Source organism: Allomuricauda sp. XS_ASV26 (assembly GCF_041224615.1).
GTDB classification, from domain to species: Bacteria; Bacteroidota; Bacteroidia; order Flavobacteriales; family Flavobacteriaceae; genus Flagellimonas; species Flagellimonas alginolytica.
Window position 1 is genome coordinate 83,839 of record NZ_JBGFGK010000033.1, and the last position, 24,462, is coordinate 108,300.

Sequence of the window (24,462 nt, forward strand, 5' to 3'; positions counted from 1 at the left end):
TATTGTATTCTTAACAGCTTGGTTGGGATTATTTTGTTAGATTTGGCGCACTAAACTGAAGATCAATGAAAAAGACTATACTCGTATTGCTCCTTTTAACGGGCATTAGCGGTATTTCGCAAACCAGCAACGAACTTTTAAAACATTATGAAGCGTATTACAAAGAAATGCGTTTGCAGGGAGATGTAAACGGTGTTATTGGAGCGTTGACCCATTTGAACGTTTTGGCGCCATCAAAAGAAAGAAAGGATACCTTGGCCTTTGTTTATATGAACAACGGACAACACATGCAGGCCCTAAACACTATAGGTGTGGATAAAGATGCCACTGATTCCGATCTTGCCGTACAGATCAAAGCATTTTCGTTAAAGGCGCTTAACCAGCCCAAAAGGGCATTGGAGCATTTTGAGGAGCTTTTCTCGAGAAATCCATCTCCTTACCTGGCCTACGAAATGGCCGACCTTAAGATACAGACCGGTGAAACCAGCGATGCAAGAGTGAACATTGAGTACGGTATTGCCAATGCCACCGACGAAATGAAGTATGCTTTTTACGAACGTCAGCAGCCCTACGAGGTTCCTTTAAAAGCTGCATTTTATCATTTAAAAGGATTGGCAGATTTCAATCTGGACAAAGAAAATATTGATGCTGCCATAGTTTCTATAGATGAAGCCCTAAAGATTGCACCGAACTTTAACTTGGCGAGTTTGAGCAAACAGGCATTGGAAGCCAGAAAAAAAGAAGCAGCCCAGAGCGACGGGAACTAATCTATTATCTGTTCTTTTTTAGCTCCTCTAAGATTGCGTTGTCTTTTTCTTCTTTGATTTGGACAAGTTCATCCACATATTCGTTGGGAACGGCAATTGAAAGTACATAATGGGCAATTTTCCATTGCCCATTTTCTTTTTTGAGCACACCCGAACCTCTACATATTTTCATTTGGGTATCCAAAAGTTCATCGAACCAGGCCAAACTCCCAGAATCATCCAGATACACATTCCGCTGGACGGTAGTAAAGTTCCATGCCTTTCCTTTATCAAAATATGGTTTGGAAAACTCCCTAAACTCTGTATTTTGCCAGTTTTCCATGGCATCCGTGCCCAAAAACACCCCTTCTTTGGTCATATTGCCAAAATAAGCCTCAAAATCTGCATTGGCCGCTGCCATGTGCCAGTTATCCAACACCTTATTTATTTTTTGCTCATCACTGGTCTGGGCCAAAACGGTACTTACCATTAACAGTACAGTGATAATTATAATTTTATGTTTCATCCAAGATCAGTTTTTTATCCAATTGGCTATTTACTATTATGTTTAGTTGTTTTCGCATGTTGTTATATGCTTCCAGGGCTTCCACAATCGGACCAGTTGTTGGTTGGTTCTCTAGGATGCTTGCTTTTGCCTTGTACAGAAAAGTGCGCATCACACTTTGCCTACTCTTTACCTGAAAGGTATCGAAAAGTTCGGGATACTTACCGTTGGTCATTTTTTTCTCTTTCTCGATAAGATCGTCTATGGCCAGGGCCAAATCTTCGTTGTTGGTTGCCCTGTACAGTACGTCCACACTGGAATTCAAATCCTTGAACTCTGGCCACTCCTCAACTATGGCGGTTGCTTCCGGGTTGAACTCAATTTTATCCGGCATTTTTTGATAATCGAACTCCAACTCGGGAGATTCGACCTCGGCCGTGGCCTTCTCAACCTTCTTACATCCTCCCAGTACGGAGAACAGCAGTAAAATACCTAACAATTTTCGCATAAGCGAATGTACAAATTTTAAGAAAGGGTATCTTTGGCAACAAACTAAATTAACTTCGATTTACATGCACAAACCCATTTTAATTATTGGCGCTTGCGGTCAGATAGGAACCGAACTAACCTTTGAGCTACGCAACAAATATGGTGCGGACAATGTTATTGTAAGCGATATTAGAGAAGGAGGAGATGCCCTAATGCAGTCGGGGCCCTTTGAATTACTAGATGCCACCGACTATGCTGCAGTCGAAGATGTGGTTATGCATTACGAAATTGAAGAAGTGTATTTAATGGCCGCCATGCTCAGTGCAACTGCGGAAAAATTCCCGATGAGAGCATGGAACCTAAACATGAACTCTTTGTTCCATGTTCTTAACCTAGCCAAGGAAAAGAAGATCTCCAAGATCTTTTGGCCTTCCAGTATCGCCGTTTTCGGCCCAAATACCCCCAAGGAAGACACCCCTCAGAACACCATTATGGAGCCCAGCACGGTTTATGGCATAAGTAAGCAATCTGGGGAACGTTGGTGCGAGTATTATCACAAAAAATATGGGGTAGACGTTAGAAGTGTTAGGTATCCTGGCCTAATAAGTTGGAAAACCATGCCAGGTGGCGGCACTACGGACTATGCTGTAGAAATCTACCACGAAGCCCTAAAACAAGGTAAATATGAGTGTTTTTTGAGCAGTGAGACCCAATTGCCCATGATGTACATGGATGATGCAATAAGGGCGACCATTTGCTTAATGGAAAGTCCGGCTGAAAAAATAAAAGTACGATCGTCCTACAATCTGGCCGGAATGACCTTTACCCCCAAAGAAATTTCTAAGAGCATTGAAAAGCATATACCTGGGTTCACCATTAGTTATGCTCCCGATTTTAGACAGGAAATTGCTGATTCTTGGCCAAGTAGTATAGATGATACCAAAGCTCGCCAACAGTGGGGATGGACACCTAGGTTCGACCTGGACCAAACGACCAAGGAAATGTTGGATAATCTAAAGGCTATGACAAATTAGTCCTCTACCTTGTCGTTATCATCGGAATCGGAAAACTCATCGCTGTCACCGGGAATTTTTTCATAATCCTCAGAGTCAAAATCATCGTCTTCATCTTCATCGAAGTCCGCCATGGTACGCTCTAATTTTGAGCTGATCTTCACCAAATATTTGGTATCCTCCGTGGACACCTCAACGGCTTCAATAGTTTCCCCTTTCAGGTTTTTAAAGTTGATCACATCATCGTCCCCGTAACCATCGGGATATTTATCCACCAAAAGCTTGAGCACTTCGGAGGTCAATTTTTTATAATCAACTATTACACGTTTGAGGTTATTCATCGTTTTGGGATTGATTTATTGTTCGATATAGATCGAATCATTGTGATTGTATGGAAAAATTATAAAAAAAAACTTGGGTAGTCAAAAATGGGAAGATAAAATCGACCAAAAATGACCTTAACTAGAAGATGGTATTATTAAAATGTTGGGAAAGATGTGACAACTTCTTGATATTACAGCAAGTTTTGTCTTCGTGCCTTTTGCACGGCCTCCAACTTGTTGTGGACCTGAAGCTTCTTGTAAATATTCTCGATATGCTTTCTTACCGTACTTGGGGAGAGAAAGAGATTTTTGGCAATCACGGTATAGCTTAACCCTTCGGCCAGTTGTTCCAACACCTCCTTTTCGCGGGAACTTAGTAAAATATCCTCTTCCTGTGTGGATAGGGCTTTTTGTTTCTCTGGATACCGTAACAATTTAAGTGTCTTTACGGCGATTGAAGGGCTCATTGCCGCGCCTCCCCCAATGGTCTCCACAATGGCATTGTGCAGTTTTTGTCCTTCTATTTCCTTGAGCAAATAGCCATCGGCACCTGCTTGTATTGCGTTGAAAATATTCTCATCATTATCAAAAACCGTTAGCATAAGAACTTTAATGTGCGGGTATTTCCGTTTTACGATATGCACGGTTTCTATGCCGTCCAATATAGGCATTTCAATATCCAAGAGCACCAAATCCAGATTATGGTTTTTTTCTAGTGCGGCCAACAGTTCACTACCATTAAATGCCATGTACTTGATATCCAAATTTTCAAAATGGACCAATTTTTCGCGGACGGCCCTCGCCAAAAATGTATTGTCGTCCACTATGGCCAGTTTAATCTTGCTCATGGTTGTCTTTTTTCTACTATACTATTATACCCTAACCCTCAATGTTACCTTGGTGCCTTTACCCAGTTTACTTTCCTGTTCAAAATCAACACCTGCTTTTTCGGCCCTGTTTCGCATAATATGAAGTCCGTTCCCTGTTGACTCTTTTGACGTGCTGAACCCTCTTCCAAAGTCTAGGACCACAATTTGTACTGCACCATCAATTTCATTAAATATTACTTCTATTAGTTCGCTTCCCGAATGCTTCACGGCATTGTTGACCGATTCTTGAATAATTCTGAAAAGGTTCATTCCTACAAAAGCGTTGAGCACCCTATTGGCAGGGGTCCCTTTAATTTTGACTCGCGTTTTATCATCTGTTGCTTCATGCACGGTCGCAGCCATTTGTTGGGTACGCTCCTTAATATCCTCCAAGCTGATCTCGTCTTTGTTCATGGCCCAAATGGTATCCCGAAGCTCGGAGATAGTAACCAACGAAAACTGTTTCATTTGGGTGAGTTTTTCCATTAAAAACACTTCTCCTTTGTCTATTCCTCGTTTTGCGGAATCGGTTAGGGAAGTAAGGTATGTAAGCTGAGAACCAATATTATCGTGTAGATCCCGAGCAATCCGTAAACGTTGCTCTTTAAGGTTTTCTTGTGCTCGGGCCTCGGCCATTGCTTTCTCCAGAACGGTCTCCCTTTCAAAGTTCTTCGCCTTTATTTTCTGTTCCCTGAACAGTACAAATCCAACAATCAACAGTATTGCCACCAAACCGCCGCTACCCATCAGCATATTATTGCGTTTTTTTATGGACAGTTCGCTTTCTACCAGCTGGTTTTGTTGGCGCAAGATTTCATTCTCCTTTTGTTCGGACTCGTATTTTTCTTTTAGGTTAAGTACTTCTTTGGCCCTTTCATCACTTTTTAAGCTATCGTTTATTTTTACGGACTGTTGTAGAAAGGTATAGGCTTCACCATAATTTCCAAGGTTATTGTTAATTTCGGACAGTGTATTGCACAATTCCAATTGTGCCAAAACTATACCTTTTTGTAGTGCCTCGTCATACGCTTGATCCGCTATTGCCTTGGCTTTATTAAGTTTACCTTGTAAAATATAGGTTTTTGCAATATCATTCTTAAGATGAATGGCAACGTACCAATCTTCTTTTTCCTGCTGAATTTTTAAGGCCTTCTCAAAATAGTCCAAGGCTAAATCAAATTCTTTCGACCCTTGATGGGCATATCCCAAATTGTAAAGTGATGTGGCCGTTTCAAAATAGGCTCCCGAAGACACAAAGCCTTCAAGGGATTTATCTGCATATACCATTGCTTTAACGTAATCCTTGCGCAATAGGTAGATACTGGCCAAGTTATTGTTTATCAAGGCCACATAGTATTCGTAGCCCAATTGACCATACAAATCCCGAGCCTTTTTAAAATAGTTTTCGGAAGTATCATATTCCTCTATAGCTTGATACCTGCTACCTAAATTATTATAACTACCGGCAATCCATATGGAATCTTTTGAAATTTCGAATTCTTGCAATGCTTTTAGTTGATACGAAACGGACTGGTCCACTTCTCCTATTTTCTCATAGGCGTTGGACATATTTGTATAAAGGGCGCCTTTAGCAAAATAATCATCCGAATTTATAATTGTGGGCAAGGCCCTTTTGTAATATTTTAGGGCTTCCAACGAATTTCCCTTTCCGTTTTCCAATATCCCAAAAGATATGGTCAACCTTGCAGCCAAGTATTCATTTTGTTGTTCAATGGCTTCCGAGTAACCTATTTTTGTGTAATACCATGCACTATCATAATTTATAGATCTAAACTTCATCCCGATATCCTTCAGGACCAGAATCCTGTCCTCTCCCTTTTTCAACTTTAAGCTATCCTTTAGTGCGCTGATCTGCTGTTGAATATCTTGTGCAAAAAAAGGCATACTAAACATTAATGCGCAAAAGAAGAAAATGGGAGAAAGGATTTTTTTTGGACAGGTCATGGTAAAAGAAAATGGTTGGTGTTTAAAGCTAAACCAAAAGTGAATATAAATTTTCTTTTTTTAGAAAAATGTCGATAATCCCAACTAGCGTTAGTTTGATTTATTTGCCAATTTTTCGATAGTTGCACCCAAAAAGGCGGTTATTGCCATTTCGGCCCCTTTATTATATTTTTCCGGGTCGCATTTTACCACTGAAACATTGATGTCTTCTTTATCTTCCACTCGCCATATACGGAAAACCCCGGCATCGGTTCCTCTCTTGTCCACATCTGCTCCCTGTGAGGCATCAAACTTTTGCTTTTCCAAAATACCTGCTACTTCCACACCACCTTTAACGATCATTTGTCCAATATTGAACTTATTAAAACTGGAGGCACCAATCTTAAAATCGGTCTCGGCCTTTACCTGTGCGTATCCGGCATGCCTGTTCAATGCTCTTGTGGTCTCGCTCAAGGCATTATCAAAAGCCATTACATTAAGGACCACTTTATTAAAAATGAATTCCTTTTTTTGGTTGGAAACTTTCAGTTCTACTTGTTCTTCGTAATTGGCCAGTTTTAGGGGGCCTGTTTTTTTATTGTCCATATTCTTTTTGGCCACGATAAATTTCTGACCGGTTGGGCGCATTACAATGGTTCCGAACTCATCTCCTTTTTCCCCTCCTTGTCCAGACCGTAAGTCCCATCTTTTCTCACGATTTTTTTGGTATGCGTTATGGTTCCATAATTCTTCGATGGATGCTATTTCAAACCCTTTGGCGACAAGTTCGGCTTTGTATTGTTCAAAGAGTTTATCGGTGAGTTGCTGAAGTTCTTCTATATTGAGCCCGTCCAAGACCAACGTCAAAGATGCCTTTGCATCTCCTTTTAAACCCCCTCTCCACATTTTTCCGCCTTTCTTTTTATCTTCCAGTTGCAGAGCGGTTTGAAAGTTGACCTGAAAATCGGAGATTACCACTCTTTTTGGAACTTTCCTAAAGTTAAGATTGGCCGGCCCCAACATTTTTACCTTAAAGTCTTTTACATTTTGTGCAATCAAAACTGGAGATGCACATAATAGAATCAATAGAAAAGATAACATAGATAGATTAATACGTCTCATATACTGGTTTTATGGTTTATCGCAAACTTAAGTGCCAGTATCTGTCGACTCAATAGGGCAATTGACGTATTTAGGAAAGAAAAGCTAGCCCAAAAAAAATTGAACTTGTCTCCTAGACCTCTTTATTATTGGGATTTTAGCTTTTTAATTTCAAAATATCGACGATATGTGAACCCTTGATTAAAGTAGTTCTTTTTAAGTGCTGCCTTTATTATAGAGCTCTCAATATGTAATTCGGTATCATTTCATTTGGCGGCGTACTTTTACCATAAAGTTCGTATGAGTTGTAATTACCCCCTGTAAATACAGTAATCATATCAAGTTCTGGCCAAATATTAATTTTTTGCCCGCCATTTCCCGAAGCTAGATAAGAATTATATCTTTTACCGTCTATCACGAAATATTTATGTTCCCATAGGTAACCATAGTCTCCTTCCTCCATATCGAATGTTTTAATTATCCAATCTTTAGATATGACTTGTTTTCCATTCCATATGCCCCCGTCTTTAAACATTTTTGCTAAACGAACTAAATCTCTTGGTGTAATATACATTTGACTGAAAGTATTTTTACTAGAAGGATTTGGTTCAAAGTCCCATTTATAATTAGTAATTTCCATTGGTTGATAGAAATATTTTTTAGCAAAGTCTTCTATTTTTTCATTTGTTGCAATTTCTACCAAATTGCCCAGTGTAAGCGCACAGCCCGTACAATAGGATGAATATTGTCCTTGAATTGCTACCATGGGCAAATCAAGGGTGTATTTTACCCAATCTTCACTTTGCATCATTAGCATTTCATTTCCCTTGCTATCCGCGTTGTTATTTTCACAGTCCAGTCCATGGCGATAGGTTAAAAAATTCTCAATAGTGATTTCTTTTTTTCTGTCATCCAAATTGTCAATATTTGGATATTTTGCAGCAAAAAAAGGTAAGAGCTTCTCTTTCTCGCTACTTATAAATCCTTTGTCAATTGCAATACCCAGTATTCCTCCAATTAAAGGTTTGTTTGCTGATCTTAATTGATGTGGTGTATTGGCATCATACCCATAAAAATATTCTTCCAGTACCAATTTGTCATTTTTAAAAATAAGTATGCCGTGTACTTCGGGGAAATTTCCTTTGATTGTTTCCTTGACCATATTTATTATTGTTTCAGGGTTAGAAAATTCTTTAAACAAATCACCCGAAACGAGACCATCATTTTTATTTTCAGGTATTCCATAAGAATAATTATCAGCGTTACCGAATAATTCTCTACGTGGAAACATTTCCATTTTTTCGAACTCCTTGTTTAAAAGTTTGAAATCTTGACCTCCTGATCTATAACTAAATATTTTACCGCTCTCATCCCTTTTAAAAACAACTGGGTTATTTCTAATATTGACGAAACTATCTTTTTCAATATAGGTCAAAGGATATTTTGAATTGTCCAATACAGCATAGAGGACTGTATCAAATTCTGATGCTACAAGATCTATTGTAGTTTTTCCCAAATACTCATAATGCCCTTCATATTCAACTAATGTTTGATATTCATTTTTCTCTTTTCGTGGCGAACATCCTATTGCTACCAGTGTTATAACAAAAAATACTTTTCTCATATAGTAAGTTTTGTTTAAAGACGATATTTAGATTTAATTGTGACATTTTCTTGTTTAGGACTCTATGACATATAATCTTTCATAAAACCGGACATATTTTAATATCATATAACTATTAAATCAATTGTTTATCAAGATATAAGGCTTATCGATGTTGCTTGAGCAAATGAACTTTTGACACTTTACTTTTTTGAATCCTGTTCATTGATCGGAATCCTTCGCTTTAAACTGATGTTGAGCTTTTACCGTTCACAGAAATCCTGGCATGAATGGGAGCTTTGCCATTTTTAGGCCTACTGGAATAAAGTCAAAACAGAACGGAAAAATGTGGAGTTTGGCCTCTTAATTGTCTTCTTTTAGTTGTTGACGAAGACGAAAGTCAAATCAAATGCATCAACTAAATCACTGATTTTCAATATATTGCCTTAAAACAGCAACCTAAAAAATGTTGACGATTTGTGAACTCTAAAAGCCAAAATCAAAGGAATTCAATTAAAATCAAAAAATATGAAGAAGTCAAAAAGTAGCCCCGGCAAGAATCGAACTTGCATCTAAAGTTTAGGAAACTTCTATTCTATCCATTGAACTACGGGGCCATCCTTGAAAAGGGATAGCAAAAATATGCTTTTTCAGAAAAACTTTGTACTAGTTGAGAGTCAATTTTAAGATGTTCGGTGTTCGCCCGTTTTTTTGAATCAACTTCTCCTTTTCTCCTCTTCTTTCAAAATTTTCTCCAGATAAGATCGTGATAAGGGTTTGTCCACATAGCCCGCAATCAACCCATGATCTTTGGCTATGGTTCGGTCTTTGGCATTTGTAAAGGCAGATAACACATAAACACTGGGCAGTTTATGTTCTTTGAACAAATTTTTCAGGTTTTCCAGAAAATCCCATCCACTCATCCCGTCCATAACAAGGTCTAAAAAAATAATATCGGGCAACCTATTGCTCTTTTCCACAAAGTTAAAACAGGCTTGAACACCTTCTTCTCCACTGGAACAGGTTACGATATCAAACTCTCTTTGAGATTGTTGTATACAGTACCTTGTCGCAAATTGCGACACCAGATCATCATCAATGATAAATGTGGTCAGCTTCATTAATCGGGACTATTAAGTAGGTTTGCATCGAACAAAGCTATAGGCCAGCCCCCAAGCTGCCATTCATATTCGTTAATCGACCCAAATATCCCGTTAAGGCAACACTAATGTGGTAATTTCCCTCTTAAAACCCCATATACAAAGGCACCCAGCAATGCACCAAACAAAACAATGACCATGGGCCAATATCCTGCTCCGACTAAAATATAAATTGGTCCCGGGCACGAACCTGCCAGGGCCCATCCCAATCCAAAAAGAGTACCTCCCCATATATATCTTGCAAAGGATTTTTCCTTATCCGGTATTTGGATGATCTCTCCTGAAAATGATTTGACCTTGGATTTTTTGATCCAAAAGACCAAAACAACACCAATGGTCAAAGCTGATCCGATAATACCGTACATGTGGAATGCATCGAACTGAAACATTTCATAGATCCTAAACCATGATGCTGCTTCGGATTTATACAAGACCACTCCTAAAAACGAACCTAAAAGGATATACACTAAACGCTTCATACCGCAAAAATTAAAGGGAACAGTAAATGAACCATGATCAATCCCCCTACAAAAAATCCGATTACGGCAATCAGGGATGGTCGCTGTAAATTACTCAGACCAGAAATGGCATGCCCAGAGGTACAGCCGCCAGCGTAGCGAGTTCCAAAGCCTACCAAAAAGCCCGCCACCAAAAGTATCGCCCAAACTTTAGGATCGGACAAGGATTCTAGTGCAAACAGTTCTGTGGGCAAATAGGATTTACCTGCGCTTTCAAAACCCAGTTCGTTGAGCTTGGCTACCGTATCGTCCGAAATATCCACGGCAGGATTCGGTGAAAGTACGTTTGCACCAACAAATCCGCCAATTACAGACCCCAGAACCACCAAGAGGTTCCATCGTTTTGATTTTATGTCAACTTTGAAATAATCCGAGTATTTCCCCGCTCCTCCGATAGAACATAGGGTTTCGAGGTTGGAGGACATTCCAAAACGTTTGCCCATTAATATGAGCAGTGCCATGATAATGGCAATAAGTGGGCCGGCCACATACCATGGCCAAGGTTGATACAGCATTTTCGCGAGGTTTTTAAACAAAGATCACGAAAATGCTTTAGATATCAAATATAGATGGACTAGCAACAATCCTTTTCGGAATCGGGGACCCCGAACTTCTTCAGGATATCTTCCAGTAAACACCATTTGGTCAACGATGACTGTAACAGGTTGGCCCCTACAAAAGCCGTAAACCACAGCCAATTTTGACTTACATAAATGGCCAAAAGCAAACTGATCAATATAAAGCTTCCTGCTACTCCTCTTACAATTCTATTTTTCATGTTCGATGTTTTAAACGGTTCTTTCAATTGGGACTTCTACAGCCCTGATCGGGTTCGTTGTTTCACTTTCGGTATTGAATTGCTCGATCATTTTGAACAATTCGGTTACTTTTTCCTCTTCGGTAAAAGAAAAATACATGTTCGATGCTGCACCGCCTCTTTCGCTAGGAAACCAACTACTGGTGTACATTAAGGGCGCCGCTTTTTTAAAACCATCGATATCCGATCCACTAAAGCTTTCCACTCCGGCCTTTTTAAATAATTTGAATACTTCGTTCTTATATTCTTCGACCGTGGTAACAATGATCATTTTCATGTGCTTATTTTTATAGTTTTTTCAATGGTCACATGGAACCTTTGACGACTAAAATAATCTTTGCCGTGTGTCTAAAGATTATTTTAGTCATGTCGGTTTCATCTTAGTTATAATTTTTACGTTCAATCATATAATACACCAATGGCACCACCAAGAGCGTCAGTACGGTAGACACTATGGTTCCTCCCATAAGTGATATGGCCAATCCCTGAAAAATAGGGTCGAACAAAATCACAAAAGCTCCAATGACCACGGTTCCTGCGGTCAATAAAATAGGAGTTGTACGTACGGCTCCTGCTTCTATAACAGCCTGCTTTAATGGAACATCTTCTTTGAGCCTTAAGTTGACGAAATCAATAAGCAATACCGAGTTCCGTACCATAATACCAGCCAAGGCAATCATCCCGATGAAGGAGGTTGCCGTAAAAAAGGCGCCCAACATCCAATGTCCGAGCACAATCCCGATCAAGGAAAGCGGAATGGCCACCATCATCACCATGGGTGCTTTAAAATTTTGGAACCATCCCACGATCAACATGTAAATGATCACAATTACACCGAGGAACGCAATTCCCAAATCCCGGAATACCTCCAAGGTGATCTGCCATTCCCCATCCCATTTAACAGTATAATCATCCTCAAATTGCGGTTGTTCCATGTACAGTTCGTTGATGGAATATCCTTTGGGCAACTCCAATTGATTCAATTTGTCCGTCATGCCTAAAATGGCATAGACCGGGCTTTCCAATTCCCCCGCCATATCCGACATAACATATACTACTCTCTTTTGATTCTTCCGGTAGATGCTCTTGGCCTTTGTTCCCTCTTTAATGGAAACCAAATCACCCACGGACACCATGTTGCCCTGTTGGGACTTTATTTTCAATTGTTTGATTTTATCCAAACTGGACTTATCCTTTTCACTTACGGACAAAACAATTCCGATTTGATCAAAGGAATCTTCACGATACATATGGGATACCGGCTGCTCACGGAAAGCCATGGCCATCACCTGAACAATTTGTTGAGGGGTAACCCCGTACAACATGGCTTTTTCCTTATCAATCACAAAATCATACTCCACTTGGTCATCCTCTACCATCCAATCCACATCAACAACGTCAGTAGTATTGTTCAAAATGCCCTTTACCTTATCGGCCAAATCAATCTGTTTGTCATAATCGGGACCATACACCTCAGCCACAATGGTGGAAAGTACAGGAGGTCCCGGCGGCACCTCAACTATTTTGATATTGGCATGGTATTTTTTGCCCAACTCTTGGATTTTTGGGCGCAACAATTTGGCAATATCATGGCTTTGTTCACTTCTGTCGTGCTTGTCCACCAGATTGACCTGAATATCGGCCATGTTGCTTCCCCCGCGTAGGTCGTAGTGCCGTACCAAACCGTTGAAGGTTATCGGAGCTGATGTGCCCACATAGGTTTGATAATTCACCACTTCGGGTCGGGTGGATAAGTAAGCTCCGATTTCCTTAGTTACGGCAGCCGTTCTTTCCAACGTGGTTCCTTCGGGAAGATCTATCACCACCTGGAACTCGTTCTTGTTATCAAAAGGCAACATTTTTACCGCTACCGATTTGGTAAAGAACATGGCCACGGAGGCAATCAACAAGAGAAAGGTAATGCCCAAGAATAGCCATCTTTTTTTACCACTCTCGATCAAGGGCCTTTCAAATCGAGCATACGCCTTATAGATGAAGGTATCTTGAATTTCTACAGGCTCTTTTTCCTTTTTCTTCTTTTTATCTTTTTCCCTTAAGAAGATGTATCCCAAATACGGGGTTATGGTCAATGCCACAAACAATGATAGCAACATTGCAATGGATGCTCCAATGGGCATTGGTGACATGTAAGGGCCCATCAAACCAGAAACAAATGCCATTGGCAATACAGATGCAATAACCGTAAAGGTGGCCAAGATGGTGGGGTTACCTACCTCGTTGATGGCATACAGAGCGGCATCCTTGAACGGCAAGCGTTTCATTTTAAAGTGACGGTGCATGTTCTCCGCTATAATAATGGAGTCGTCCACCACGATACCGGTTACGAACACCAAGGCAAACAAAGTAATTCGGTTCAACGTATAATCGAGCATGTAATAGCTCAACAAAGTCAAAGCGAAGGTAATGGGCACGGAAAGGAACACGACCAATCCACCTCGCCAACCCATGGCCAACATCACCACAAAGGTCACGGCGATAATGGCACCGATCAAGTGCATCAACAATTCGGATACCTTTTGCGAAGCGGTTTGACCATAATTACGGGTCACTTCGACTTTCACTTCTTCCGGAATCAGGGTTGTTTTTAGGTGCTCCACTTTCTCCAACACCACGTCGGCAATCTTCATGGCATCCGCACCTTTTCTTTTGGCAATCGAAATGGTTACCGCTGGGTATTCCGATTTAAATTCTTCTGACTTTTCACTAGCGGCCCCAAATCCAAGGGAAACATAGTTTTTGGGCAGCTCGGGACCATCCAAAACGGTGGCTACCTGTTTTAAATATATGGGCTGACCTTGTTTTGTGCCCACAATCAGGTTTTTGAGATCTTCTTTTGTTTCCAAAAAATTTCCCGTGCTAATGTGGAACTCGGTATCGTTGGAAAGGAAATTCCCAGCATCCATTTGCTGGTTATTGGCTTTAATCATTTGGGCCACGGCCAACATATCGATGCCCGATTCGGCCATTTTATCCTTATCCACCACCACACGAAGTTGGGGACTACGTCCGCCTATCTTCTTGGTGATGGAAACCCCGTTAACTTTTTCAACCTCATTGACCAATTCCCCAGAAATCTCTCGTAACTGAAAATCATCATATTCATCGCTCCACAGAGTAAGTGCGAGCATGGGTACATCATCGATCGCACGGGTTTTTACCAATGGCATGGTTACTCCGGCGGGCATTTGGTCCATGTGCTTGTTGATCTCGTCGTACAAACGCACCAACGATCTTTCAATATCCTCACCAACATAGAACTGTACAATGGCCATCCCCTGCTCTTGCATAGAAGTTGTGTACACGTACTCTACACCTTTAATGTTCGATATAATTTTCTCCAGGGGTTTGGTAATCCTGGATTCCACTTCTGTAGGGCTAGCCCCGGGATATCCCACAAATATGTCCGCCATGGGCACGTCTATCTGTGGCTCTTCTTCCCTTGGGATAAGGAAGGAACTGTACACCCCAATGACCATGAACACGATCATTAGGAGCACCGTTAATTTGGAGCTGATAAACCCTTTGGCTATTTTTCCTGCAAGTCCGTCTTTCATTATTAGCTTTTTTTGGGTTATTGAATACTTACTTTAGCTCCGTTGTACAACTTTCCTTCGGCCGACACGATATACTGATCTCCTTGGGACAAACCAGATAATACTTCCACCTCATCTCCATAACTCTCTCCCAATCGCAACCAGCGTAAAAGCGCTACATTATCCTGCCCTAGCGTATAAACACCTGTTAGTTGGCCTTTGTGCACCAAGGCTTCGGACGGAACGGTAACAACTGTTTTACCATCGCTCTCCATTTCCGCCTCGAGCCTAACAGTGGCATACATACCTGACAAAATCTTGGCATCCGTATCGTCCAAGCTTACTTTCATTATATATTGTCCGCCTGTATTTTGTGCCGAGGCACTCAACTCGGACACTTTTCCCGCAATTGTGGTATTCAATGCTTTTACCAAAATGTGGGCTTTGGTTCCAACTTCGATGGCTGAAATGCTGTTCTCCGCCACTTTGGCCTCTACTTCAAACCCTGTTGCTGGGGATTCCACAGAAACCAACGGCACCCCTGGGTTGGCCATATCGCCTTCGTCAACATAGGTGTTGGTGACCACGCCATTGAATGGGGCCCTGATGTTGGCATAAGCAAACTGGGAGTTTACCTCGTTCTTCATTTGGCTTGCAGCTTCCAATCTGGCTTTTGCCATTTCGTAGCGCGCAGTCACATCATCCAACTCCTTTTGTGAAGCACTGCTTTCGTTAAAAAGGTTCTGGAACCTTTCATAATCTTTCTTGGCATTGTTAAATGCCACCTGTGCTTCGGTAATGGATGCCTCCACTTGTGCTTTTTTGGCGCGTAGGTCCACATTGTTGATAGAGATCAGCAAATCTCCTTTATTTACCTTCTGACCTATTTTCACAGGAATGGATTCCACATGGCCCATCATTCGGGTGCTCAAATTGGCACTATTCACGGCTTTAATCTGACCACTTCCTGCCAATATGGTGGAGCTATCGCCTATGGTTACTTCGCCGATGGTTACCGGTACTGCTTCCGTGTTGTCAGCCGGCTGTTTTTCATCACTTCCACAACCTATAAGCAAAAAGCCCAAGGAGACGGTCAGCATAAAACTTTTATATATCGTAGTGTTTTTCATCTTGCAATTATTCTTTGGTTAAAAATGTTAATAAGGATTGTGCTTGATTGTATTCAAATATGTTTTGATAATAAGCCAATTGCTTTTCGGCATAAGTGGCTTCGGCCATTAATAAATCGGTTGTTTTTTCCAATCCTTCTTTGAATCTATTGGTGCGTATCCTTAATGATTCTTCGGATTGCTCCATAGCCAATTCTGAGGTCTGGAGCCTGCTCTCGGCATTTTCGACCATCCGCTTGGTGCGTTGTAGCTCCATAGAACTTTTGGCGACGTACTGCTCATATTCTTGTTTTGCTTTTTCATAATTGGTTTTGCTCTTTCCTGCTTTGGAAAAGCGTTGAGACCCTTTAAACACATCCCAACTTAAACTTGCCCCTATAATATATCCGTTCGCATCGGCCCGGAATATTTCGTCATCGTACATTTCATAACTGGCGAAAGCATTCAATCTTGGCAAAAAGGTCATTTTATCGGCTTTCATATTGGCTTTGTAAGCTTCGGACACTAGGCCCATTGCCTTAACATCGGCCCTATTTTCCAGTGAGCCTTCTAAAGGTCCTCCTGGTCTGACTGGCACTAATTCTTCTGATGGTTCATAAATAACACCCCCATGTTCGTTCATTAGAAATGCCAAGTAATCCGAAGCATTTTGAACGTTGCTCTTGGCTGTTTTCAATTGGTCCGATACTTCCGTTACCCTCACTTTCACCTCCAACAAATCGGCTTTTTGAAGCAGACCTTGGTCATAACTGTTCTGTGCCGTGTTCAAATTGGCATTTGCAGCTTCAAAAGCTTTCTGCAACACGGCTACGGCTTGGTGAGCCAGTTGTAATTGACCATAGGCCTTTTGGGCTTCAAAATTGAGATAGTCCCTGGTCCGCATGGCTTGAAGCTCCTTGGCCTCCATGGTGGTCTTGGCCGCTTTACGCTGATAGAAACCATCCAGGTTGATCAAGGGTTGTTCCACTGAAATTTTTGTGGCATAGTTCTCAATCTGATCGGGGTCGTTCAACAAATCAGGGTTAAAATCGGTCTGGGTCAAAATCTCTTGGTTGAGTTTGGAGCCAAATGCCATTAAAGGATTTGTGGTCGCCAATCCAGTATGTGATACCGATACCTGCGGCAAAAAAATGGAATTGGAAAACCGATAATCATATTTGGCCATCTTGGCCTCATATTCGGATACCTTGATACTGGCATTGGATTCCTGTACCTTGATCAGGACGTCTTCCAAGGAGATTCCGACATGCTCTTGGGCAAAAAATTGACCCTGAGCAAAAAAGAATATCATTAATACTAATAATCGCTTCATATACCTAATTGATTTGAAGCAAAATTAGATTTGCAGCCAGACTTACACAGTAACATGAGTTACCGAGAATATCGCATAAAAAACCTCAATACTGGGTCCGTTAAGAGGTGTACTCCTGTATTGAGGCAATTTTAGTTCTGAGACCTATTTATTATTATGCGTCTCGGGTTCCACCGTGACCTCCTGCCACTACGACCAATACTTTGATGCTCAAATAAATGAACTTGAAGAATTGGATTATAGGGTTCATCATTGTAAATCGTTTGTATTTGGATATTCTGCGTGTCATAACTAATCTATTCAGGAATTAACCACCAAAAAGGTTTCATTTTTGCTTTATAAATAAAGGCATAGTGCAATGCCAGTTTCAACCAGTGGCCTGCCAAACCAATGGTACCAAAAGTCTTGCCCAATTTTCTGCCCTGTGTATCGGGATATTTGTTGTAATCGGGAACAATCGGAAAGGTAGTAATGCTCACACCGCTACCCTTGGTCATTCCAAAACCTGCGGATGCAATACAAGCGGCACCCATATTGCCCATAGATCCTTTGTGATACATTTTATTGCTCGAGTGTTTGATCATATCTATAATGTTATCGGCCACCAACTTTGCGGTTATCCCCGAAGGCATACCTGTTCTGGGAGGCGCCGGTGTAATATCCGTACCGTTCTTGCTCTTTCTTGGTTTGGATATACTGTGTGGCGGGGCAAAGGCAATTCCCGGCGCAAAAATATTGGGGTAAGACGGATTTTGATAGGTTTCGGGCCAGTCCTGAACACTCCATTCCTCGTACGGTTTTGGGGTGTAATCGGCATCAACGATCATAAATCCCCTAAAAAGTTTATCCGTAACATCCTCCCCTTCTTTATTGTAGGCTTTAAATCCGTGACCGGAAAAAGCAGGTATGAGCATGGCGAAATCGTAGGTTTTTTGTTTGTGATCACCGTCCAAGTTCTCGTAATGGACCAATCCGTCCTCTACCTTGTTTACGGCTGCTCCCAAAATCCAATTGATACCACGATCCTCAAAGATCATTTCCACCATTTCATTCGACTTCATAATGTTGCTTCCATAGCTCATTAGCATGCCGTCCATTCCAAAGTCTCCAAGATGGTATTCGTTGGAAATCCAAGTAATTTCGGCCATATCCCTGACCTTATGTCTTCTGAGTTCTTGTTCTACATTTAAAATGTACTCAAAAGCAGCTCCTTGACAGGTTGATTTGGCATGGCCCGTTCCGATCAATATTTTAATCTTTTTTCCTTCCTTCATTTGTTTAATGAGGCCTTCCAAGGCAATCCATGCTTCTTGTGCATGGGTGTAGGTACAAACGGAATGTGCTTTGTTCTTACCCGGTGAGAGTCCTTCGGTTCCTTCAAAGTTGAGTTTTGGTCCTGTGGCATTGATCAAGTAATCGTAGGTAACCTTTTCAGTCGTTCCCTTTTCATCACCAGCTACATATTCTGCCAAAACATAGGGTCTTGGTTCGTTATTATCACCTTCTGGATGAAAACTTATCGCTTTGGCCTGTTTATAATCAATTTGCTTTTTTTTGTAAAGAGGTGCTAATGGGAACAGAATATCCTTTGGTTTCATTCTCCCTATCCCTACCCAAATATTGGATGGAATCCATTGATAATTACTGTTTGGTGAAACTACCACAACCTCATGCTCCTTGGAGAGCTTTCTTCTAAGATGGGAGGCAGCAACATGGCCTGCAATACCAGCTCCCAAAACAACTATTTTGGACATTTTTTCTATGATTTACCCAAATGTAATGGTACCCAAGGAGATATAAAGTGACTTAAGTCACACACAAAAAAGAGCACTGTGCTTGATGCTTTTTTTTAATTGGAACAAAAAATCCAAAATCAATAACTGGTCTCGTCCAATTTTACTTTTCCCCAAAAGGTCTTGTACACAAAAATGGTATAGAACAGCACCAATGGAGTTCCAATGGCCACTATTACCATCATAATCTGTAAGGATTTTGTTGAAGATGCTGCATTGTAGATGTCAATATTATATTGTGGGTCTATCGAAGAACGCAACAGTACCGGATATAGTTCCACTGCTACCAAAACCAATAAAAAGGCAATGGTCAACGAGGAAAACAAAAACGCAGATTTATACCTGCGCTTTTCGGCCAACCTGGGTACGTTGGCAATACTGAGAAAGGTAAGCAGGGGTATAACAAAAAGTGCCGGATTACTTTTAAAATCGTCCGACAAATGGGGAATATAGATCAAGGTATAAAGGGTGGTCACCGCAAAACTAACCATAAAAAATATCATTCCTCTTTTTAAAAGGCGTGTTAACTTGGCGAACAACCTGCCCTCGGTCTTTAAGAGCAAAAAAATGGCGCCGTGTGCCATAAAAAGTGACAACGTGGTAAATCCCGTCATTAGAGCATATGGGTTTAAAAACTCGAACAGCACACCCCCTTGGTATTGGTAATTCTCCCCTATTGCAATTCCTTGTAGCACATTGCCCAGTACAACCCCCAACAAAAAAGCCAGCATAATACTGGACACACTGTAGCTAACATCCCATAGATTTCGCCACCACAACATCGGCTCTTTGCCCCTAAACTCTATGGATATGGCCCGGAATATAATAAATACCAAAAACAGCATAAAAGGAACGTAAAGGGACGAAAACATGGTGGCATACATAACAGGGAACCCAGCAAAAAGAGCTCCACCACCAATCACCAGCCAAACTTCGTTACCATCCCACACCGGTCCAACGGCATTTAAAGCGATCCTGCGACTGTTCTCTTTCTTTAAAAAGAGATGCCATGCCCCGGCACCAAAATCAAAGCCGTCCAGTATGGCATAGCCGGAAAAAAGACCTCCTACCACCAAAAACCACCATGTGGGATAATCCAATCCTAAAAAAGTTTCCATAATCTTATTTCATCATATGTGTTAGTGTTCCCCCGAAAGGTGTATCATCGTTTTCCGATTCATCGTATGGCCCATGTTTTATTTTTTTGTGCAACAAATAAATAAACAGCACGAACAAAAGGCTATACACAAAGAAGAACAGAATGAGGGAAAACAAAATTTGATTGTCGGACACTGCTTGCGAAAATGCCTGATCTGTTCTTAAAAGACCGTAGACCACCCAGGGTTGTCTACCCATTTCAGCAGCAAACCAACCGACCTGATTGGCAATTTGAGGCAGAAAAACTGCAAATACAAAAATCCACAACAGCCATTTTTTATTGAACAATTTACCTCTCCACCATAAAAAAGTGGCATAGAGGGTCAAAAATATCAACACCATACCAATGGCCACCATTATATGATAAAACTGAAAAACGGCATTCACTTGGGAAGGTCGCTCATCTTCGGGAAATGCATTGAGACCGGTTACCGGAGCATCAAAATCATATTCCAATAAAAAAGATAAACCTCCGGGTAACTTTAACCCTGTTACTTCCTGCTTATCTTTATCCACCCATCCCAAAATATACATGTCGGCAGGGGCGGAGGCTTCAAAATGTCCTTCCAGTGCGGCCAGTTTAGCGGGCTGGTTTTTTGCCACACCATCTGCTGACCGGTGCCCTGTGAACAACTGTCCCAGGGAAAATACAGTGGCAACTACCAGGGCTATTTTGAAGGCTTTTTTGGAAATTTCAACATATTTCCCTTTGATAAGATAATAAGCATGAACGCTCATGACCAAAAAGGCTCCGGCCAAAAAGGCTCCAAGCCAAACATGCGTCAATCGGTCTACACTAGACGGATTGAACACCATGGCCCAAAAATCTGTGATTTCTGCCCTGGCATCAAACCCTTCACCAACTATATGAAATCCGGCAGGAGTCTGCTGCCAGCTATTGGCAACTACGATCCAAATCGCGGAAAACATGGACCCCAAAAATACGCCGATGGTCGAAACCAAATGTACCCAAGGCTTGACCCTGTTCCATCCGAAGAGCAAGATGCCCAAAAATCCACTTTCCAAGGCAAAGGCAAAAATTCCCTCCGCTGCCAGCGCACTTCCAAAAACATCGCCAACAAATCTGGAATATACGGCCCAGTTGGTTCCGAATTCAAATTCCATAACAATACCTGTAACCACACCTATACCAAAGGTCAAGGCGAATATTTTGGTCCAAAATCGCGCTAGTTTATGGTAAATTTCCTTTTTGGTCCTTATGTAGGAACTTTCAAAAATTACAAGCAGCAGACCGATCCCAATACTTAAGGGCGGATAGATGTAATGAAAAGCAACAGTGAAGGCAAATTGAATCCGGGCGAGAATTTCGGTTTCCATGGGCAACTATTTATAGTCCAAAAATACACTAGACCGTGGTATTCTTAGGTGACCCATGTTACAAACGAAATGGATTTAACATAAAAGTAATTTAACCTATGCCAAATCCATTTCAAAGTATGTGGTTAGTATTTATTTTTTACCACTATTCATCATGGCCAAAACTGCAACTATCAACACGACGACCACTAAGGCAAACAGACCTATCATCCAGATACCGTTTTCCCAAACTACCAGAGGAATATTTGTAAGTGCTTTCACAATGTATTGGTTTTAATTTTAAATCAAATTTAATTGCTCCGATCTGTTCAAAACATGATATTACTCATAAATGCTGGTTCCAACAGGTTTCCAATTATACATTTTTACCTTTCATCAATATATTCCGATACAAATAAAATAGTCATATTCTTTAGGCCAATCCCAATGATCCTTCCCTCAAACACCGTTATTCTCAAAATAAAAAAGCCGTTCGAAATCGAACGGCCTTCCTATATCAACCAACCAAAAAACCTAATTTTTGACCTTACATGTACGTATTCCAAAAAGGGTATACAAAGGACAAAAACTAACTAAGCTTGTTAAAACAAATATGGTAGCCAAAGCTAGCAACACATATGCCAATGTTCCTGTTATCATATTAAAGTAATATAATGCACCAACTATAAGTGCAAGTACAATTCGGATTGCGCGGTCTGCTCCGCCCATGTTTTTTTTCATAATCGTTAGTTTATGATTTGCTCCTTACAATGCATCAAAAAAATAAAATGATTTATATCCGAAGCATGTATTTTTGATTTACAGGGCACTATTCCAAAAATATGGTCTCTTTAAATGTTTTAGCGTAACATGGGTTACATAACCGTTATTTTTTTAAAAGTATTTTTAAGTTTGAATCAGTTTTGCCCTTTGCAAACGACTAAGTACACCTATGTTGGAATATTTTGAAGCTTTAATCAATGGTTTTTTGGGTACGGTCCGTTGGACATGGAAGTCCATCCTTTTTGATGTTCCTTGGTACACCAATTATTTTTGGGGACTTATCTTGATCTCTTTGTTGGTATGGGCTTTGGAAATCCTTTTCCCTTGGCGCAAAGAACAATCCATTTTTAGGAAGGACTTTTGGCTGGATGCTTTCTATATGTTTTTCAACTTTTTCATTTTTGCCATAGTCATCAGTGGAGTTTACAAATTCCTTGGTGTGCTTTTTAAGGACGTGGGAATCAGTAGTACTTCGCTGACCATAATCGACATCAGTCATTGGTCCCAATGGGCCCAACTGCTCGTATTCTTTGTGGTATTGGACTTTGTCCAGTGGTTTACCCATGTGCTTTTGCACAAATACCCTGTGCTTTGGCAGTTCCATAAAGTACACCATAGTGTAAAAGAAATGGGGTTTGCCGCACACTTAAGGTTTCATTGGATGGAAAATATTTTATACAAACCTTTAAAAACATTGGGGGTAATGGTCTTGGGCGGGTTTGAACCTGAACAAGCCAATATTGTTCATTTTGCGGCAATTACCATTGGACATTTTAATCACTCCAATATAAAACTGACCTACGGCCCTTTAAAATATATTCTTAATAATCCGGTAATGCACCTGTACCATCATGCCTATACCATTCCAAAAGACTCCTACGGTGTAAATTTCGGAATAAGTCTAAGCATTTGGGACTACATCTTCAAGACACATTATATCCCCGAAAGTGGCGGAAAAATAAAACTTGGTTTTCCTGGTGATGAAAACCTGCCCAAAGGATTTTGGGGACAATTGGTATATGGCTTTAAAAAGCCAAAAAAATAAACGGATTTTTTAGTCTGTGTTTTTTGTGGCATCAAAAACAATACTCCAGATGCCACGGACCTCATCGGGACCGTATCCAACGGCCATATCCTTTGGATATAGCTCCAATAAATTCCGATATACTTTCGGAAGTATATCCTTGTTCGGCGTTCCATGGCAGTTTAAGCACATGGTATTGGTAACTATGGGGTAGTAAAAATACACCTTGCCGTTTTCCTCCCTTAAAATTGGTTCAACCGAATCCCCGGAGGCCACTTTGCCTTTAAACGAATCAATATGTTCCAATTCTATAGCATTTGCCCTGTTGTTCGGATTTCTGGGCTTATCCGATACTCTTCTTATACGGGCATTAAAGTGGGTGGACATACTATCGGTGAGTGGGTAGGCCCGCTCGTTGCAAAATACAAAGGCCTCCTCTACCCCTTTGTTCTGTATGGTACCCATAAGGTTTTGGCCCAACACTTTTTTGGTTCCCAACGCATATTGCATCCCGAGCTCCTTCGGCGTTGGTTTTGTCTTTATCGGCGCCAACCTTTTGCCTTTATTGTACAAAGAGTCGTTATGCCTAGCCAACCAATGTTCTTTAAACCAATCCGGCTCTTCAATTTGATAATCGAACATGTACTTCGCTATTTTTTTGACTTCTGTTTCGGGAAATTGCTGTGCCGGCATTACTCCAAATCTACGGACCGCTCCACGCATTAAGGTATTTTCCTCGGTTGGAGAATTTACAAACTGCATGATGCTTTTTATAAAGGCATCTTTGTTTTTATGGGCTGCTAAATAATGAGCTTTGATGGCGACCATTGGCGGCCCGATCCGAGAACCCTTTTCTGGAGCGGATGGGTTATGGCATAGATAGCATTTGGTTTCCATCAACTTTTGGGCGTCCTCCGGTGAGAACACTTCCGCTTGCACTACTGGCCCAGGATCTACATCGGTGGTTTTTGGCCCCTTTTTGCAGGATGCGATTCCAATTATAAGTGTTATGAAAACAAAAAGATTCTTCATTATTTGGACATTCTGCCGCTGGCACAGCTCATAAAGGATTTTGCCTTGTCCACAAAACCATTTTCATCATCGACTGTGGGATACCCCATTTTTTTGAGGGCCTCTTTAACTAAGGAAGCATCATCGGCGCTCTGATGATCAAAGCTAACCGATGAGCTATCCTTCTCCACAATCACATTTTTGATTTCTTTTATTTCCGAAAGTTTATTGGAAATTGTTTTTACACAGCCTCCACACTTAAGGTTTTGTACTTGAACTGTTGTTTTCATGT

At 40.9% G+C, this 24,462-nt stretch carries 26 protein-coding genes and 1 tRNA gene; 3 read left to right on the forward strand and 24 right to left on the reverse strand.

Annotation, left to right across the window (positions count from 1 at the left end):
- The first annotated feature begins 65 nt into the window (after positions 1–65).
- Entirely contained in the window at positions 66–767 is a 702-nt protein-coding gene (locus tag AB9K32_RS12455; protein WP_369885366.1) for a hypothetical protein, read from the forward strand.
- A gap of 4 nt (positions 768–771) precedes the next feature.
- Here AB9K32_RS12455 and AB9K32_RS12460 read toward each other — a convergent pair whose 3' ends face one another.
- Positions 772–1,272: a nuclear transport factor 2 family protein gene (locus AB9K32_RS12460; protein ID WP_369885367.1), complete on the reverse strand. Its 501-nt coding sequence runs from the start codon at positions 1,270–1,272 to the stop codon at positions 772–774.
- A complete protein-coding gene (locus AB9K32_RS12465; protein WP_369885368.1) occupies positions 1,262–1,759 on the reverse strand; it encodes a hypothetical protein in 498 nt (165 codons plus the stop codon). The genes AB9K32_RS12460 and AB9K32_RS12465 overlap by 11 nt, the downstream gene beginning before the upstream one ends.
- Before the next feature lie 64 nt (positions 1,760–1,823).
- Between AB9K32_RS12465 and AB9K32_RS12470 the strand changes: the two genes are divergently transcribed.
- On the forward strand, positions 1,824–2,774 hold the full coding sequence (locus AB9K32_RS12470) for an NAD-dependent epimerase/dehydratase family protein (protein ID WP_369885369.1): 951 nt from the start codon (positions 1,824–1,826) through the stop codon (positions 2,772–2,774).
- On the opposite strand, the gene AB9K32_RS12475 is transcribed toward AB9K32_RS12470, so the two are convergent.
- From AB9K32_RS12475 to AB9K32_RS12570, 20 genes are all read right to left on the reverse strand, one after another.
- Positions 2,771–3,094, reverse strand: coding sequence for a hypothetical protein (locus AB9K32_RS12475; protein WP_369885370.1), 324 nt, complete (start codon positions 3,092–3,094; stop codon positions 2,771–2,773). The two genes, AB9K32_RS12470 and AB9K32_RS12475, sit on opposite strands and share 4 nt — an antisense overlap.
- Before the next feature lie 173 nt (positions 3,095–3,267).
- Entirely contained in the window at positions 3,268–3,924 is a 657-nt protein-coding gene (locus tag AB9K32_RS12480; protein ID WP_224835737.1) for a response regulator transcription factor, read from the reverse strand.
- Between the two features lie 24 nt (positions 3,925–3,948).
- Positions 3,949–5,850: a tetratricopeptide repeat protein gene (locus AB9K32_RS12485; RefSeq protein ID WP_369885371.1), complete on the reverse strand. Its 1,902-nt coding sequence runs from the start codon at positions 5,848–5,850 to the stop codon at positions 3,949–3,951.
- Positions 5,851–6,000: 150 nt separating this feature from the next.
- The gene (locus AB9K32_RS12490; protein ID WP_252078772.1) at positions 6,001–7,011 is read right to left on the reverse strand and encodes a hypothetical protein; all 1,011 of its coding nucleotides are present in this window, start codon (positions 7,009–7,011) and stop codon (positions 6,001–6,003) included.
- A gap of 211 nt (positions 7,012–7,222) precedes the next feature.
- The gene (locus AB9K32_RS12495; protein ID WP_369885372.1) at positions 7,223–8,614 is read right to left on the reverse strand and encodes a serine hydrolase domain-containing protein; all 1,392 of its coding nucleotides are present in this window, start codon (positions 8,612–8,614) and stop codon (positions 7,223–7,225) included.
- A gap of 524 nt (positions 8,615–9,138) precedes the next feature.
- Positions 9,139–9,210 (reverse strand) — tRNA-Arg (locus AB9K32_RS12500).
- Between the two features lie 99 nt (positions 9,211–9,309).
- Positions 9,310–9,714, reverse strand: a complete 405-nt coding sequence (locus tag AB9K32_RS12505; protein WP_224835741.1) for a response regulator — start codon at positions 9,712–9,714, stop codon at positions 9,310–9,312.
- 104 nt (positions 9,715–9,818) lie between these two features.
- Positions 9,819–10,232: a DUF6691 family protein gene (locus AB9K32_RS12510; RefSeq protein WP_293297443.1), complete on the reverse strand. Its 414-nt coding sequence runs from the start codon at positions 10,230–10,232 to the stop codon at positions 9,819–9,821.
- A complete protein-coding gene (locus AB9K32_RS12515) occupies positions 10,229–10,786 on the reverse strand; it encodes a YeeE/YedE family protein (protein ID WP_224835743.1) in 558 nt (185 codons plus the stop codon). Before AB9K32_RS12515 ends, AB9K32_RS12510 begins: the two co-directional genes overlap by 4 nt.
- Before the next feature lie 59 nt (positions 10,787–10,845).
- On the reverse strand, positions 10,846–11,049 hold the full coding sequence (locus tag AB9K32_RS12520; RefSeq protein WP_369885373.1) for a DUF2892 domain-containing protein: 204 nt from the start codon (positions 11,047–11,049) through the stop codon (positions 10,846–10,848).
- 10 nt (positions 11,050–11,059) lie between these two features.
- On the reverse strand, positions 11,060–11,365 hold the full coding sequence (locus AB9K32_RS12525; protein ID WP_224835745.1) for a hypothetical protein: 306 nt from the start codon (positions 11,363–11,365) through the stop codon (positions 11,060–11,062).
- 103 nt (positions 11,366–11,468) lie between these two features.
- Positions 11,469–14,663: an efflux RND transporter permease subunit gene (locus AB9K32_RS12530; protein WP_369885374.1), complete on the reverse strand. Its 3,195-nt coding sequence runs from the start codon at positions 14,661–14,663 to the stop codon at positions 11,469–11,471.
- 17 nt (positions 14,664–14,680) lie between these two features.
- Positions 14,681–15,772 (reverse strand): efflux RND transporter periplasmic adaptor subunit, encoded by a 1,092-nt coding sequence (locus AB9K32_RS12535; protein WP_224835747.1) that lies wholly within the window; start codon positions 15,770–15,772, stop codon positions 14,681–14,683.
- A gap of 7 nt (positions 15,773–15,779) precedes the next feature.
- Entirely contained in the window at positions 15,780–17,084 is a 1,305-nt protein-coding gene (locus AB9K32_RS12540; protein WP_369885375.1) for a TolC family protein, read from the reverse strand.
- A gap of 154 nt (positions 17,085–17,238) precedes the next feature.
- Entirely contained in the window at positions 17,239–17,373 is a 135-nt protein-coding gene (locus tag AB9K32_RS12545; protein WP_262902823.1) for a hypothetical protein, read from the reverse strand.
- A gap of 7 nt (positions 17,374–17,380) precedes the next feature.
- A complete protein-coding gene (locus AB9K32_RS12550) occupies positions 17,381–18,838 on the reverse strand; it encodes an NAD(P)/FAD-dependent oxidoreductase (RefSeq protein ID WP_369885376.1) in 1,458 nt (485 codons plus the stop codon).
- Between the two features lie 119 nt (positions 18,839–18,957).
- Positions 18,958–19,995 carry a cytochrome d ubiquinol oxidase subunit II gene (gene cydB, locus AB9K32_RS12555; protein ID WP_224835750.1) on the reverse strand — a complete coding sequence of 346 codons (1,038 nt, stop codon included), beginning with the start codon at positions 19,993–19,995 and terminating at the stop codon, positions 18,958–18,960.
- Positions 19,996–19,999: 4 nt separating this feature from the next.
- Positions 20,000–21,373 (reverse strand): cytochrome ubiquinol oxidase subunit I, encoded by a 1,374-nt coding sequence (locus AB9K32_RS12560; protein ID WP_369885377.1) that lies wholly within the window; start codon positions 21,371–21,373, stop codon positions 20,000–20,002.
- Between the two features lie 132 nt (positions 21,374–21,505).
- Positions 21,506–21,634, reverse strand: coding sequence for a hypothetical protein (locus AB9K32_RS12565; protein WP_262902824.1), 129 nt, complete (start codon positions 21,632–21,634; stop codon positions 21,506–21,508).
- Between the two features lie 252 nt (positions 21,635–21,886).
- On the reverse strand, positions 21,887–22,093 hold the full coding sequence (locus tag AB9K32_RS12570) for a DUF2892 domain-containing protein (protein WP_224835752.1): 207 nt from the start codon (positions 22,091–22,093) through the stop codon (positions 21,887–21,889).
- 211 nt (positions 22,094–22,304) lie between these two features.
- On the opposite strand from AB9K32_RS12570, the gene AB9K32_RS12575 reads away from it, so the two are divergent.
- Positions 22,305–23,180: a sterol desaturase family protein gene (locus tag AB9K32_RS12575; RefSeq protein WP_369885378.1), complete on the forward strand. Its 876-nt coding sequence runs from the start codon at positions 22,305–22,307 to the stop codon at positions 23,178–23,180.
- Between the two features lie 9 nt (positions 23,181–23,189).
- Here AB9K32_RS12575 and AB9K32_RS12580 read toward each other — a convergent pair whose 3' ends face one another.
- Positions 23,190–24,191: a DUF3365 domain-containing protein gene (locus AB9K32_RS12580; RefSeq protein ID WP_369885379.1), complete on the reverse strand. Its 1,002-nt coding sequence runs from the start codon at positions 24,189–24,191 to the stop codon at positions 23,190–23,192.
- On the reverse strand, positions 24,191–24,460 hold the full coding sequence (locus AB9K32_RS12585) for a heavy-metal-associated domain-containing protein (RefSeq protein WP_224835755.1): 270 nt from the start codon (positions 24,458–24,460) through the stop codon (positions 24,191–24,193). The genes AB9K32_RS12580 and AB9K32_RS12585 overlap by 1 nt, the downstream gene beginning before the upstream one ends.
- Positions 24,461–24,462: the final 2 nt, after the last annotated feature.